This is a genomic window from Enterobacter sp. DNB-S2, assembly GCF_019443845.1.
In the GTDB taxonomy this organism is placed as follows: Bacteria; Pseudomonadota; Gammaproteobacteria; order Enterobacterales; family Enterobacteriaceae; genus Enterobacter; species Enterobacter asburiae_B.
Window position 1 is genome coordinate 3,260,500 of record NZ_CP050520.1, and the last position, 14,659, is coordinate 3,275,158.

The window sequence follows — 14,659 nt, forward strand, 5'->3', positions numbered from 1 at the left end:
TTACTCCTCCGGCAGAAGCTTCCAGCGCGGGTCGTTGTCCGGTAATGCGACCAGCGGCTGCACGACGGTCAGCACGATCTCATTGGACGAGACGCGCTGGCCTTTCTCATCTTCCACCACTGCCGACAGGTGCCAGCGGTTTGTCGCCCCTTCACTGTCATCCCTGGCAGGCATAATCACACTCCAGCCGTCGCTGCTGTTGCTTTTGGCCGGCGACGTCAGGCTCAGCGCCTGCGTATCCCCCTGCCAGTGGATCTCACGAATGCCGTGCGCGCTGCGAACCTGAAGCTTCAGCATAACGGTCTCGCCCCCTTTCAGATCCCACGGCGGCGTCGCCAGCCAGACGGACAGCGTTTTACGCTGGCGGAACTCCATCACCGGCAGGCTATTGCGCTCCGGCGAGTCGTAGCGGCTTCCGCGCAGGGAGCGCGTGGCGGCGACTTCACCGGCGGAAAGCTGCTTCACCAGCGGCACGCCAAAGCGATAGTTGAGCTTCAGCCCGAGGTTATTCTGGCTCGCGCCACTTTCGCCCTGCTTGTGCGCGGCGGTCAGGGTGACCAGCGGAACGGGGGTATAGTTAAGCCCCAGATTCACCGCTACGGGATTGTGATAGCCGGTTCCGCTGTTGAAGAGGTCGACGTTATCGCCGAAGTATTGCTCGAAGCTCACGCTGGTATTGAGATGATGGAACCACGGCAGCCAGGCTTTAGCGGTGACGTCATAGCCGCGCGCCATGCGCTGCTCCTGGACGTCGGAGCGATCGCGCCAGCCGGCAAAGGGCTGATAATAGTTGGCTGACAGGCGCAGATTTTCCCCCCACGCTTCCGCGCCAAGTCCGGTACGCTGCAGGTTTTCGTCCAGCAGGTTATCGTAAAATGTGTTGTAACCCAGCAGCCATTTCCCGGCGACCCAGCGCTGGCCTATACCGGCGTTACTGACCAGGCCATCCGTCTGCTGGGTCAGGCCAAGCTGGCTCCAGCTCAGGTAACGGTTGTTATCGTTCCAGGGGATAAACCAGCTCCCGCTGCTGCCGTTAAATTTGCCATCGTTATCCACCAGTAGGTTCACGCTGGCGTTCCCCCAGGGCGAAAGCCAGGACTCAATCTGCTGGTTCACTTCGCCGCTCACCGCGTCGCGCACCTGGCCAAACGCAAACTGACGCGCCTGCTCGCCCGTTGTCAGGCCGTTGTCGGTCATGCTGGCTTCACCGAAGGCTTTCGCCATTTCGGCCAGGTGTTTTCCCCCCTCGCCCGTTGGCGCCGCCATGCCGAGGTCGGGCAAACTATCCCCGTTATTATCGAAGGGATTTTGCGCCTGCTGGATAAAGGAATTCGGCGCACCGTGAACGGCTCCGGCCGTAACAAGGGAGAGTAAAAACAGCAAACGAATGCGGGACGATACAGCCATCAACGTCGTAAATAAGAACCTGTGTTTATGAATAAACTCCTATTATGTTAACGCGATAAGCCTTGAAATGCAGTTCTGGCGGACATTTCAGGATTATCCTGAAACAGCCCTTTCAGCTCCGGCACGCAGGAGCCACAGTTCGTACCGCAGCGCAGCGTCGCCCCCAGCGCGGTGACGGAATCACACCCGCCGACGATCGCCTCCCGTATCGCATTCTCCCCGACGCTGAAACAGCTGCAGATGATGCGTCCCGGATCCGCCGCCTTCCCGACGCTCTGTCCGTTCAACAAGGCGTGGCGTTCTGCGAGAAGCACGGGTGGGGATTGAAAAGCGGCTTCAATCACCGCATGCGCCAGCGCCGGTAACGCGGAGCCCTCCCAGAAGCCCAGCATCAGCTGGCCTTCATGCCAGGCCAGCACGCTGCTGCGTTCACCGGTTTGCGCAACCTGCAGCTGCCAGCCACGAGCGCTGGCGTACTCCATTACCCACCGCAGCAGCGGTTGATCGCCCGCCACCGTCAGGCGTGAGGCTTTGCGCCACCAGTAAGCCGAAGAGGGCATTTCCGGCCATTCCCGGGCATAGAGTTCCCCCTGCCAGGCGGGCTGCCAGGGCAGGATCCTGACGGCGGTTTGTTTACTCTCTGGCTGGCCCGAAACCGGATCGCAGCGCCCTTCCACCAGCGCATTCACCTTTCCCTGGCGGGCAAACCCGGCGTTCCAGTGCATCGGGGCAAACGCCTCGCCTTCCCGTATCCCGTCGCTGATTCGCACTCTTGCCACCATCACGCCGCGCGGCGAGCTGATGCGCGCCAGCTGGCCGTCGCACAGGGAAAACCGAACGGCGTCTGCCGGGCCAACCTCAACAAACGGTTCGGCGATATGCTGCATCAGCCTCGCCACGTATCCCGTTCGGGTCATGGTATGCCACTGATCGCGGATGCGCCCCGAGTTGAGAATCAGCGGGTATAACGCGCTGACCGTCGCGCCGTGCGACAGAGGGTTAACGGGAACGATGTTTCGGCGCGGAAAACTCCCTGTCGGCCACTGATAAGGCTCAAGCTGATCCCACTCCTCGCGGGTTAGCGCAGCCAGTTCATGAAGACTCAATGCCCGCGCGCCGTCATTTTCAAAGGCCGTCAGCGCCGCATGTTCGCAAAAAATCTCGTGCGGATGTTGCCAGGCAAAGGCCTCGCCGTAGCCCAGCCGTTTCGCCATCTGCGCGACGATCCACCAGTCCGGCTTCGCCTCGCCCGGAGCGGGCAGAAACGCGCGCTGGCGCGAAATGCGGCGTTCCGAGTTTGTCACCGTCCCGTCCTTCTCCCCCCAGCCCAGCGCCGGAAAACGGATATGGGCGAACCGGCTGGTATCGGTATCCTTCATCACCTCAGAAACCATCACCAGCGGGCAGCTCGCCAGCGCCTGACACACCGCGTGGCTGTCGGGCAGCGACACGGCAGGGTTAGTGCCCATGATCCACACCGCCTTCACCTCGCCGCGGGCAATGGCGTCAAACAGCTCCACCGCCATCAGGCCCGGCGTCTGCGCCAGCCGTTCCGTTCCCCAGAAACGCGCCACCCGCGAGAGATCGTCCGGCTCAAAGTTCATGTGCGCCGCCAGCTGGTTCGCCAGCCCGCCCACTTCCCTTCCCCCCATCGCGTTTGGCTGTCCGGTCAGCGAAAACGGGCCGCAGCCCGGACGGTTGAACTTCCCGCTGGCAAGATGAACGTTAATGATGGCGTTACACTTGTCGCTGCCGCTGGCGGACTGGTTGATCCCCATGGTGTAGAGCGTGATGGCCCGGGGCGCCGTCATAAACCAGTCATAAAAGGTGCCTATATCCTGCGGCGAGAGGCCGCAAAACGCCGCCACGCGCTCAACGGGCCACTCATCCGTTCCCTGAATCACATTAAGCAGACCGACAAACAGCCCGGCGTCGCTGCCGGGGGCGAGCGCCAGATGCAGGTCAGCAATATCACAGGTGGCGGTTCTGCGGGGATCGATTACCACCACCTTGATCCGCGGGTTGTCGTGCTTCGCCTGCACCAGCCGCTGATAGAGCACCGGATGCGTCCAGGCCGCGTTCGAGCCAGCCAGCACCACCAGATCGCTGTTTTCCATATCCTCGTAGCCGCACGGCACCACGTCTTCGCCAAAGGCGCGCTTGTAGCCCACCACCGCCGAGGACATACAGAGCCGGGAGTTGGTATCGATGTTTGCCGCGCCGATAAACCCTTTCATCAGCTTGTTGGCGGCATAGTAATCCTCGGTCAAAAGCTGGCCGGAGGCGTAAAACGCCACCGCCTGCGGCCCCCATTTATCGATAATGTCCCGCAGACGCTCTCCTGCCGCGCTCAGCGCCTGCGCCCAGTCCACCTCAAGGCCGTCAACGACCGGGCGCAAAAGCCGCCCCTGTAAGCCCGTGGTCTCCCCCAGAGCCGATCCTTTCACGCACAGGCGGCCCAGGTTCGCAGGATGGGTTTCATCTCCCCGAACGCTGACCGCTTCACCTTCCGCGCGGACGATCACCCCGCAGCCCACCCCGCAGTAGGGGCACGTTGTCCGGGTTTCCGTCATGAGGCCTCCGCACGCATTACCAGGGCGTCGCTGCCAACCCACACCTTGCCGTTTTCAATTTTCACCGGCCAGGCGCGCACCGCGGGTTCGCCGCTCTCCACCTGACAGCCGTCGCGCAGGCGAATGCGCTGCTTGTAGAGCGGTGAAATTACTACCGGCTCGCCCGCCGCATCGCCAAGAATGCCGCGTGAAAGCACGTTCGCATCGCCGCCCGGCTCCCGATCGTCGAGGGCGTAAACGGTTTTGCCAAAGCGGAACAGCGCAATCGGCTTACGTCCAAGCCGCGCGCCGATACCCGCCTGCTCGGGGATATCGTCGATGCCGCAAATTTCCTGCCAGCGCTTGCTTTCATCCGGCGCAGTCTCGTTCACCGTCGTGCGGAACAGCGCCAGGCGGCTGGGATCGCTGAGCGTGGTTTGCCATTCGCACTGGTAGGCTTCCACCACCCGGGCCATCTCCTGCTCCAGCTCGTGGGCGATGCCGAGGCTGTCGGTGATGATCACCTCCCGCAGATAGTCGAGGCCGCCTTCCAGGTTGTCCATCCAGGTGCTGGTGCGCTGCAGGCGATCCGCCGTGCGGATGTAAAACATCAGGAAACGGTCGACGGTGCGGATCAGCGTTTCGTCGTCCAGATCGCTGGCGAAGAGATCCGCGTGGCGCGGCTTCATCCCGCCGTTGCCGCACAGATAGAGGTTCCAGCCCTTATCGGTGGCAATCACCCCTACGTCTTTGCTCTGCGCCTCCGCGCACTCGCGGGTGCAGCCTGAGACCGCCATTTTGATTTTGTGCGGCGCGCGCAGGCCCTTGTAGCGATGCTCCAGCCGGACCGCGAGGCCGGTGGAGTCCTGCACGCCGTAGCGGCACCAGGTCGAGCCGACGCAGGATTTCACCGTGCGCAGGGATTTCCCGTAGGCGTGTCCGGTTTCAAACCCGGCCTCCACCAGCGCCTGCCAGATCGCCGGCAGCTGTTCGAGGGTGGCCCCAAACAGGTCGATACGCTGACCGCCGGTAATTTTGCTGTACAGGCTGTAGCGTTTCGCAATCTGCCCGATGGCAATCAGCCCGTCGGCAGTCACTTCCCCTGCGGGCATGCGCGGCACGATGGAGTATGTGCCGTCCTTCTGGATGTTGGCGAAGTAGCGGTCGTTGGTATCCTGCAGCGGCAGGTGCGCCGGTTTCAGCAGATACTCGTTCCAGCAGGAGGCGAGCACCGATCCCACCAGCGGCTTGCAGATCTCGCATCCGTGCCCCTGTCCGTAGCGGCTGATAAGCTGGTCAAAGGTGCGGATATGGTTGACGCGCACGAGGTGGTAAATCTCCTGGCGCGAGTACGGGAAGTGCTCGCAGATGTCCTTTTTCACCTCCACGCCCTGCTCCGCCAGCTGGAACTCCATCACCTGCTTCACCAGTGCGCTACATCCGCCGCAGCCGGTCGCCGCTTTGGTGCACTGCTTAACGGCGCCGATATCCGCCGCGCCCGCGCTCACCGCCCGGCAAATATCGCCTTTACTGACGTTATGACACGAACAGATCTGCGCGCTTTCCGGCAGCGCCGCCACGCCGAGCGCTTTTGGCGCGCTGCCTGACGACGCGGGTAAAATGAGCGTTTCCGGCTCTTTCGGCAGGCTGATGCCGTTAAGCATCATCTGCACCAGCGTGGCGTACTCGCTGGCATCGCCCACCAGCACGCCGCCGAGCAGCGTTTTGCCATCGTGGCTGACCACGATTTTCTTGTAGATTTGCTGCGGGCCGTGCGTCCACTGGTAGCTCAGCGCCCCCGGGGTGCGCCCGTGAGCGTCGCCGAACGAGGCCACGTCCACGCCGAGCAGCTTGAGCTTAGTGCTCATATCCGCGCCGGTGAAGGTTTTATCCTCTCCCGCCAGCGCGGCGGCGGCCACCCGCGCCATCTGATAGCCGGGCGCGACCAGTCCGAAGATTTTCCCCTCCCACAGGGCGCATTCGCCGATGGCCAGCACGTCCGGATCGGAGGTCTGGCAGCCGTCGTCAATGCAGATCCCGCCGCGTTCGCCGACAGCCAGCCCGCTGCTGCGCGCCAGCGCGTCCTGGGGACGAATGCCCGCCGAAAAGACCACCATGTCCGTTTCCAGCTGTTCGCCATCGGCAAAGCGCAGCACCAGCCCGCCGTCCGCGGTGGCGATCTCCGTCGTGGCTTTACTGGTGTGAACGCCGACGCCCAGCGCCTCGATTTTCTTGCGCAGCATCGCCGCGCCGTCGTTGTCGAGCTGGACCGCCATCAGGTTGGGCGCAAACTCCACCACGTGGGTTTCCAGCCCGAGCTGCTTCAGGGCATTCGCCGCCTCTAGTCCGAGCAGGCCGCCGCCAATCACCACGCCGCGGCGCGAGCCAGCCGCATGTGCAGCAATGTTGTCCAGGTCGTCAAGGGTGCGGTAGACAAAACAGCCCGGCAAATCGTTGCCCGGCACGGGCGGAACGAACGGGTATGAGCCGGTCGCCAGCACCAGCTTGTCCCAGTGGGTCTCATGCCCGCTGGCGGTACGCACCACGCGCGCGTCGCGGTCGATGCCGACGATCTGCTGCGACAGGCGCAGCTCAATGCCGCTGTCGGCAAAGAAATCCCCCTCCACCAGCGAGAGCGACGCCGCGCTGCGGCCGCCAAAATATTCCGACAAATGCACGCGGTCGTAGGCGGCATAGCGCTCCTCGCCAAAAACGACGATCTGATACTGCTGATGCAGATTGCGCTTAACGCAGTCTTCGAGGAAATGATGGCCGACCATACCGTGCCCAACCACCACCAGAGTAGGTTTTGTCATAGCATTCTGTCCTGCAACCTGCGGTTGCGTAGTGAAACGATCGAACAGCCAGTCCGCGTGGGCGGGCGTGGCCGTTGCCAGTAAATCGGTAAACGTTGCCGCGCTGCGGCAGTCGCCCATCAGCAGCGCGCCAGCCAGCGCCCCCTGATGGATCAATAAACGACGATAGTGACGGGTCAGCGGATCCCATGCGCTCCAGACCACGTCGCCCTCCTGCTCCGCCGCACGGCCGAGGCTGAACAGCTCCACGCCCGTCACCTTGAGACGCATCCCGCTGTCGGTCAGGGTAAACGGCGCGGTAGCGTCCCCGGCCAGCCGCGCGGCCAGGATTTCCGCCTGCGCCAGGCAGGGGGCGACCAGGCCAAACGTCTTCCCGTCAATTTCGCAGCACTCGCCGATGGCGTAGACGTTCGGTTCGGAGGTTTGCATCTGGTGATCCACCACGATGCCGCGCGCGCAGCGAATGCCGCTGGCCTGCGCCAGCGCGACGCTGGGCTGCACGCCGGTCGCCAGCACCACGCGCGCGGCGGCGACGCGGCGCCCGTTGAGCAGCGTCACGCTATTCCCGCTCACCGCTGCGATGCCCGAGGCGAGCTCACAGCGCACGCCCCGCGCCGCCAGCGTCTCTTCCAGCAGCATTCCCGCCTGCCGATCCAGCTGCTGCTCCATCAGCCACGGACCGCGATGAACCAACGTGACGTTGTCACCTGAGCACGCCAGCGCTGCCGCCGTCTCAACCCCGAGCACGCCGCCGCCCAGCACCACCGCCGGACCGGCGATCGTCCGAATGGCCCGCGTATCCTCCAGGGTGCGGAACGTGAACACATGCGGCGCATCGCAGCCGGGGATTGGCGGAATAAAGGGCGTTGATCCGGTGGCAAACACCAGCGCGTCCCAGCCCAGCGTGCGGGCGGTGGTTTGCACTTCCCGCGCGTCCACGTTCACGGCGATCGCCTTTTCACCCCGCAGCACCGTCACGCCGCGCGACTGGTACCAGTCGTCATCCTGCAGACAGATGTCTGCAGCCTGCTTTTCACCGCCCAGGACCGGCGAAAGCTGGATGCGGTTATAGGCATGCTCCGGCTCGTCACCGATGACGGTGATAGCGAAACGACCGGCAGCACGCCCGGTGAGCGCGGCAATCAGCCGCGTGGCCGCCATGCCATTTCCGATAATGACCAGTCGCATCAAAGCCCCCTCGTTACGCCGCTTTCGGCTGCTTTTCATAGAGGAAATGGAGGATCTGCTGGCGCATGTGGTGATAGCGGCTGTCGTCGGCCAGCTGTACCCGGTTGCGCGGGCGCGGCAGGTCAACACGCAGGATCTCCCCGACGGTGGCCGCCGGGCCGTTGGTCATCATCAGCACGCGATCGGAGAGCAGCACCGCCTCGTCCACGTCGTGGGTAATGAGCACGATGGTGGTGTTCAGCGCCTGCTGGATCTGCATCACCGAGTCCTGCAGATGCGCGCGCGTCAGGGCGTCGAGCGCGCCAAAGGGTTCATCCATCAGCAGGACTTTCGGCTTCATCGCCAGCGCGCGGGCAATGCCGACGCGCTGCTTCATGCCGCCGGAGATCTCCCCCGGGCGCTTGTGCAGGGCGTGCCCCATCTGCACGCGGTCGAGGTTGTGCTCGATCCACTCCCTGCGCTCCGCCTTGCTCATGCTGTGGCGAAACACGTGATCGACCGCCAGGGCCACGTTGTCGAAGCAGGTGAGCCACGGCAGCAGCGAATGGTTCTGGAAGACCACCGCACGTTCCGGACCCGGCCCGGCGATTTCACGGTTGTCGCAGATCAGCCCGCCTTCCGTCGGCAGGGTAATACCGGCGATGAGGTTCAGCAGCGTCGATTTGCCGCAGCCGGAGTGCCCGATCAGGCTGACGGTTTCGCCCTCGTGGATATCAAAAGAGACGTTTTGCAGCGCCAGAAACTCGCCGCTGGCGGTGGAAAAACGCTGGCTCACGGCCTGGACCTGAATTAATGGTTTCATGTTCGCTCCTTATTTTTCCTGCCAGCTAAAGCGACGGGCGATCAGCATCAGCCCCTGCTCCAGCAGCAGCCCGACCACGCCAATGATGACGATGGCGATGAGAATGTTTTCGACGTTGAGGTTGTTCCACTCGTTCCAGATCCAGAAGCCGATCCCTAAACCTCCGGTGAGCATCTCGGCGGCGACGATCACCAGCCAGGCGATGCCGATGGAGAGACGCACCCCGGTCAGTACCGCGGGCAGCACCGCCGGGAAGAGAATGCGGCGCATGATGGTCCACTCGGAAAGCTGCAGCACCCGGGCCACGTTGAGGTAGTCCTGCGGAATGCGGCGTACGCCTTCGGCGGTGTTGATCACCATCGGCCAGATGGAGCAGATGAAAATGGTCCAGCTCGACGCGGGCTCCGCTTTCTGGAACAGCAGCAGGCCGATGGGCAGCCAGGCCAGCGGGCTAACCGGGCGTAACAGCGCGATCAGCGGGCCGAACATGCGAGAGAAAAAGGTGAAGCGACCAATCAGGAAGCCGAGCGGGATCCCGGCGAGCGCGGCCAGGCCAAAGCCCACCGCCACGCGCTGTAATGAGGCGAGCACGTTCCAGCCGATGCCCATATCGTTAGGCCCGTCGCGATAAAACGGATCGGCAAACAGGGTGATGGCGGAATCGAGCGTGCTGAGCGGCGTCGGGAAACCTTTGCTGTTAATCGCCGCCAGCTGCCAGAGCACCACCAGCAGTCCCAGACCGAGAAACGCCGGGATGATGCGCTGAAGGATCGCGTTAATCCGACGCGCAAACGTCGGCGTACGGCGGCGAACCTGCACCGGAGGCAGGACAATCACCTCCCCACTCTCCGGCGTCTCGTGTGAATTCGTCTTTTGCAGATGCTGCATAATCAGGCCCCTTTACGGTGAATGGCGAAACGGCTGGCGTATCCTTCCGGATCGGTACCGTTCCAGACTGTGCCGTCCATCAATGTGCTGCTGCGTAATGGTGAAGTCGGTGTGCTGATGCCCCCCACCGCCGTGGCGGCATCCTGCCAGACCGCGGTCTGGTTAATGCGCTGCGCGATGCCCGCGTAGTCCGGCGCGGATTTGAGCAAGCCCCAGCGGCGGAACTGGGTTAAGAACCACATGCCGTCGGAGAGATACGGGTAGCTGACGGCCCCCTCGTTGAAGAAGCGGATCGGGTGCGCGTCCTGCCAGCGCTGGCCCAGGCCGTTGTCGTACTCGCCGAGCATGCGTCCGGTGAGATACTGTTCCTTGCAGTTGAGCCACGCCCGGCGGGAGAGGATCTGCGCAGTCTCGCGTTTGTTTTCCGGGGAGGCTTCGATCCAGCGCGCCGCCTCCAGTACCGCGCTCACCAGCGCCCGCGCGGTGTGCGGGTTTTTCTCCACCCAGTCGCGGCGCGTACCGAGGATTTTTTCCGGATGATCGGCCCAGATAGACTGCGACGTGGCGGCGGTAAAACCGATGCGGTCGTTGATGGCCCGGGCGTTCCACGGCTCGCCGACGCAAAAGCCGACCATGTTGCCAATGCGCATGTTCATCACCATCTGCGGCGGCGGCACCACCACCGTGCGCACGTCGTCAAAGGGGTTAATGCCCGCGCTGGCCAGCCAGTAGTAGAGCCACATGGCGTGCGTCCCGGTCGGGAAGGTGTGCGCGAAGGTGTAGGTGCCGGGCGCCTGCTGCCCAATGAGCTTTTTCAGCCCGTCAAGGTCTCGTACGCCCTTCTCCGCCAGATCGCTGGAAAGCGTAATCGCCTGGCCGTTCTGATTGAGCGTCATTAGGTTCGCCATCTGCTGCGGCTTGCCGGCGATGCCCAGCTCCAGGCCGTACAGCAGGCCGTAGAGAATGTGCGCGGCATCGAGTTCGCCCGCCACTAGCTTGTCGCGCACCGCCGCCCAGCTCGCCTCTTTGGTGGGCACGATGGTAATACCGTATTTTTTATCAAAGCCTTTCAGCGCCGCGATAACCACCGGGGCGCAGTCGGTCAGCGGGATAAACCCGATGCGCACCGTTTCCTGCTCCGGTTTATCCGAGCCTGCCGCCCATGCGGCCTGCATGATACCCGGTAACAGCATTGCGCCACTCGCCAGCACGCTGGCCTGCAAAAAACGCCGTCTCGACAAATCCGCCATGACCACTCCTGAAAAAAAACCAAAAAAAAGCGCCCACGATGCCGAAGCACCAGTGGACGCCTTTATCCCGAAGACGCATGCGCCGCCGTTGGCGCATCGTCAAAAATGGTTAATCCGATAATGCAAAGTGAATGCCAGGTTTTAACCCGCAGTTTCCAGGGCGCTAACCGAACTCCCCTCGCCTGCACGCACCTTAATCAGGCAAAAAATGCCCGCTGACCGTGCAGCTACTCCTTTGGTGTTACCTGCCATAAATTCTTCACCATCAGCAGCGCGCGGGCGATATCCACCATCCTTTGGTTCTTGTCCATCGCCATTTTGCGCAGCGCCGTCCAGGCCTGTTCCTCACTCATATTCTGGTGGGTCATCAGCACGCTTTTCGCTTTATCAATGACTTTGCGCTCTTCAAGCGTATCGCGCAGCGATGCTAGCTGGCGCGAGAGCTGTTCTATTTCGCGTGCCTGCTGGCGCACCAGGGTGAGCAACGGTTTTTCCGGATACTGTATCAGCGGGTCGTCCTGCTCATCGGCGGGAGGCACGTACTCATCGTTACGGTAAATACGCTCGTCCACCGCCGTCATCAGATCGGCGATGAGCGTCTCCTCCAGCGTGCGCAGATGCTCAAGGCGCGCGGTTTGCAGAGCAAACCAGGCCAGAGCGGTAAGGCCATCATCCGCGGCAGGCTGGCGAGTACAGGCTACGCGCCGGAGTTGCTCCGTTTCACGATCGGGCTGGCAGTGCAGAGAAAAGGTGGTCTGGACGTCAGCGGAGCTGTGTGAGAGAAAAATTTCAAAGCAGGCCTGCTGCCCGTCGATGCGGTCAACCAGCCTCTGGCGAGTCACATCATCGAAAAAGCCCTGCGTGAAGCCAATCGCCCCCAGGGCCCGCTCCTGTCCCGCCAGCTCTTTCCCCTGCATCAGGCTATAAAGGGCAACAAAACGCCCGGCGATTTGCGGATCGTCAATGCTGTCATTGAGCTGCGGCACGATACTGAGCAGATGGCGAAGCATGCGGGAGTAGTGTTCCATCGCCTGCGGTGCCGTTACCGTTTGCTGAATAACACCGTCGCGCAGCGCGGGAAGCATGTCCAGGCTTTGAAGCGCGCCGCCGATACGTTCACAAACGGTACTTCCCGGGATCGGCGACTGTTTTTCAAGAATGTCATAAAGTGCAGCGAGGTTTTCATCCACCAGCGCCCGGCTGGCTTTGCATTCAGGGGCGTAGAGCTTACCCTGTGAGCAGAGCCAGACGTTGGACGCCCCACGCTCGCACTGTAACATATGCACCAGTTGGCTAATGCCGTGCACAAGCACGCCAAGCTGTGCCAGCTTGCTGAGCTGCTCCCGGCGCATCATTCTTGCGCGCTCGAGCCATTCAGCAGCGCCTGGCGAAATGCCAGCCATTAATGTCATGCTTACTCTCCAGAACAGCGAAACTCGGGAAAGCTAAGCAATATTCGTGCCTTTATAAGAACAGGAGTCAACATGCAGAAGATTGTGATCGTCGCCAACGGTGCGGCTTACGGCAGCGAATCCCTTTTTAACAGCCTGCGCCTGGCGATTGCGCTGCGTGAAAAAGAGAGCGACCTGGCGTTACGACTCTTTTTAATGTCGGACGCGGTCACCGCGGGGCTGAAGGGTCAAAAACCGGCAGAAGGCTATAACATTCAGCAGATGCTGGAGATCCTCACCGCGCAAAACGTGCCGGTGAAGCTGTGCAAGACCTGCACCGACGGCCGCGGCATTACCGGTCTGCCGCTGATTGATGGCGTAGAGATTGGTACGCTGGTTGAGCTGGCCGAGTGGACGCTGTCCGCCGATAAAGTATTAACTTTTTAATAATAAACCCGTAAAAATATTATTTTCTTATGGACGCGGTTTCAGCATCAAGTTTACCTGCGGGGTTGCCGATAGGCATGGAAACAACACAGCAGGTATTTCACTTATGTTCAGATCGATTCGTGCACGCATCATCGTGGCGACGGCAGGCTGTCTGGTCGTCGCCCTTCTCCTTAATACCGTTATCAACTTCCAGGTCACGCGCCAGGATAACCAGCAGTCCCAGCGCGATATCCTGACCAGCACCAGCGCCAGCCATAACATGGCGATTGCCGACTGGGTAAAAAGCAAGATGACGGTGATCGCCTCCGCGCAGACCGTTGCGCTGAATGACGACCCGGTTCCGGTGTTTAAACAGCTTGCGCAGGCGGGTGGATTCACCAACGTCTATGTTGGCTACGCCAGCAAAACGGCGAAATTCTCTGAACCGGCGGGCGTTCCGGCGGACTATGACCCCACTATTCGCCCGTGGTATCAGCAGGTGGTCAGCACGGACGGTCCGGTTGTCACCGCGCCCTACGTTGACGCGGGGACCGGTAAACTGGTGGTAACCTTTGCGGTGCCGGTGAAAGAAAATGGCACGCTCAAAGCGGTTGTGGCGGGCGATGTGGCGATGGACAGCGTGGTGGCTAACGTGCGCGGGATCCATCCCACCCCGGCCAGCAGCGGGTTGCTTCTGAACAGCGACGGCAGCGTGATTGCCGCTAACGATCCGGCTCTGACGCTGAAACCGTTTGGTGAGACGATCAAGGGCATTGATTTTGCTGCGCTGAAAAGCGGTAACCCCGTCGACGGAACGCTGAACGACGCGGAAAAAACCTTCGTGGCGACAGCCGTGCCGGGCACAAACTGGCTGTTAGTCGTCGCGCTCGACAGCGGTGACGCCACCTCCGGCATGCGTTCCCTGCTTAAAGCCTCGGCGATTTCGCTGGTGATCCTCGCACTCCTGAGCGCGGCGATTGTGCATTTCCTGATTGCCCGCCTGCTCAAGCGTTTGTCCGACATTCGCGACGCGATGCACAACATTGCTAACGGCACTAACGATCTGTCCCAGCGCCTGCCGGATAACGGCGAAGACGAGGTCGCGCAGATTGCGCAGGCCTTTAACGCCTTCAGCGATAAGCTGTCGGTGGTGATGGTGCAGCTCCGTGACGCCAGCGAATCGGTGAAAAACGCCGCGCAGGAGATTGCCGCAGGAAACCAGGATCTTTCCGGACGTACCGAGCAGGCGGCATCCAGCCTGCGCGAGACGGCCAGCGCCGTGGAGCAGATCACCGCCTCCGTGACGCAGTCGAATGAATCGGCGGCAGAAGCGAACGACCAGGCGAGCAAGGCCTCAGCGGCCGCGGCGCGGGGCGGCGAGGTGGTATCGCAGGCGATCAGCACCATGCAGTCAATTGAAGTCGCGTCGGCAAAAATTGGCGATATCACCAGCGTGATTGACGGGATTGCTTTCCAGACCAACATTCTGGCGCTGAACGCCTCCGTCGAGGCGGCGCGTGCGGGTGAGCAGGGACGCGGGTTTGCCGTCGTAGCAGGTGAAGTGCGTAACCTGGCAAGCCGTAGCGCTCAGGCGGCGAAAGAGATCAAATCGCTGATTGATTCCACCACCGACAGCGTGGCAACCGGCTCCCGCTACGTGCATCTGGCGGGGGAAAGCATGGATGAGATCCGCTCCAGCATCGGCAGCGTCTCTGGCATCATGCGCGAAATCTCCATCGCCACCAGCGAGCAGATGAAAGGGATTCATGAGATCAACCACGCGGTGACCCATCTCGACAGAATGGTTCAGCAGAACGCCGAGCTGGTGGTGGAATCCGCCGCTGCCGCGGGTGCCCTGCAGAGCCAGGCGGGCGACCTTGCTGAAACAGCCGGGCATTTCCGCATTTAATCTTCTTCCGGCGCGCGTTTAGCGGGT

General features: G+C 62.0%; 9 protein-coding genes. 2 read left to right on the forward strand and 7 right to left on the reverse strand.

Going from position 1 to position 14,659, the window contains the following annotated elements; translation table 11 throughout:
* The 7 genes from HB664_RS15565 to nasR form a co-directional block, all read right to left on the reverse strand.
* The gene (locus HB664_RS15565) at positions 1 to 1,407 is read right to left on the reverse strand and encodes a YchO/YchP family invasin (RefSeq protein ID WP_219939759.1); all 1,407 of its coding nucleotides are present in this window, start codon (positions 1,405 to 1,407) and stop codon (positions 1 to 3) included.
* Positions 1,408 to 1,454: 47 nt separating this feature from the next.
* A complete protein-coding gene (locus HB664_RS15570) occupies positions 1,455 to 3,980 on the reverse strand; it encodes a nitrate reductase (RefSeq protein WP_219939760.1) in 2,526 nt (841 codons plus the stop codon).
* A complete protein-coding gene (nirB, locus tag HB664_RS15575; protein WP_219939761.1) occupies positions 3,977 to 7,963 on the reverse strand; it encodes a nitrite reductase large subunit NirB in 3,987 nt (1,328 codons plus the stop codon). Before nirB ends, HB664_RS15570 begins: the two co-directional genes overlap by 4 nt.
* Before the next feature lie 13 nt (positions 7,964 to 7,976).
* Positions 7,977 to 8,765, reverse strand: a complete 789-nt coding sequence (locus HB664_RS15580; RefSeq protein WP_033145769.1) for an ABC transporter ATP-binding protein — start codon at positions 8,763 to 8,765, stop codon at positions 7,977 to 7,979.
* A gap of 9 nt (positions 8,766 to 8,774) precedes the next feature.
* Positions 8,775 to 9,653, reverse strand: a complete 879-nt coding sequence (gene ntrB / locus HB664_RS15585; RefSeq protein WP_033145770.1) for a nitrate ABC transporter permease — start codon at positions 9,651 to 9,653, stop codon at positions 8,775 to 8,777.
* A 2-nt stretch (positions 9,654 to 9,655) separates the two neighbouring features.
* The gene (locus tag HB664_RS15590) at positions 9,656 to 10,903 is read right to left on the reverse strand and encodes a CmpA/NrtA family ABC transporter substrate-binding protein (RefSeq protein ID WP_058841344.1); all 1,248 of its coding nucleotides are present in this window, start codon (positions 10,901 to 10,903) and stop codon (positions 9,656 to 9,658) included.
* 227 nt (positions 10,904 to 11,130) lie between these two features.
* Entirely contained in the window at positions 11,131 to 12,315 is a 1,185-nt protein-coding gene (gene nasR, locus HB664_RS15595; RefSeq protein WP_069302965.1) for a nitrate regulatory protein NasR, read from the reverse strand.
* Between the two features lie 72 nt (positions 12,316 to 12,387).
* On the opposite strand from nasR, the gene HB664_RS15600 reads away from it, so the two are divergent.
* Positions 12,388 to 12,741, forward strand: a complete 354-nt coding sequence (locus HB664_RS15600) for a DsrE/DsrF/TusD sulfur relay family protein (RefSeq protein ID WP_008499522.1) — start codon at positions 12,388 to 12,390, stop codon at positions 12,739 to 12,741.
* Between the two features lie 106 nt (positions 12,742 to 12,847).
* Positions 12,848 to 14,632 (forward strand): methyl-accepting chemotaxis protein, encoded by a 1,785-nt coding sequence (locus HB664_RS15605; RefSeq protein ID WP_219939762.1) that lies wholly within the window; start codon positions 12,848 to 12,850, stop codon positions 14,630 to 14,632.
* Positions 14,633 to 14,659 lie beyond the last annotated feature (27 nt).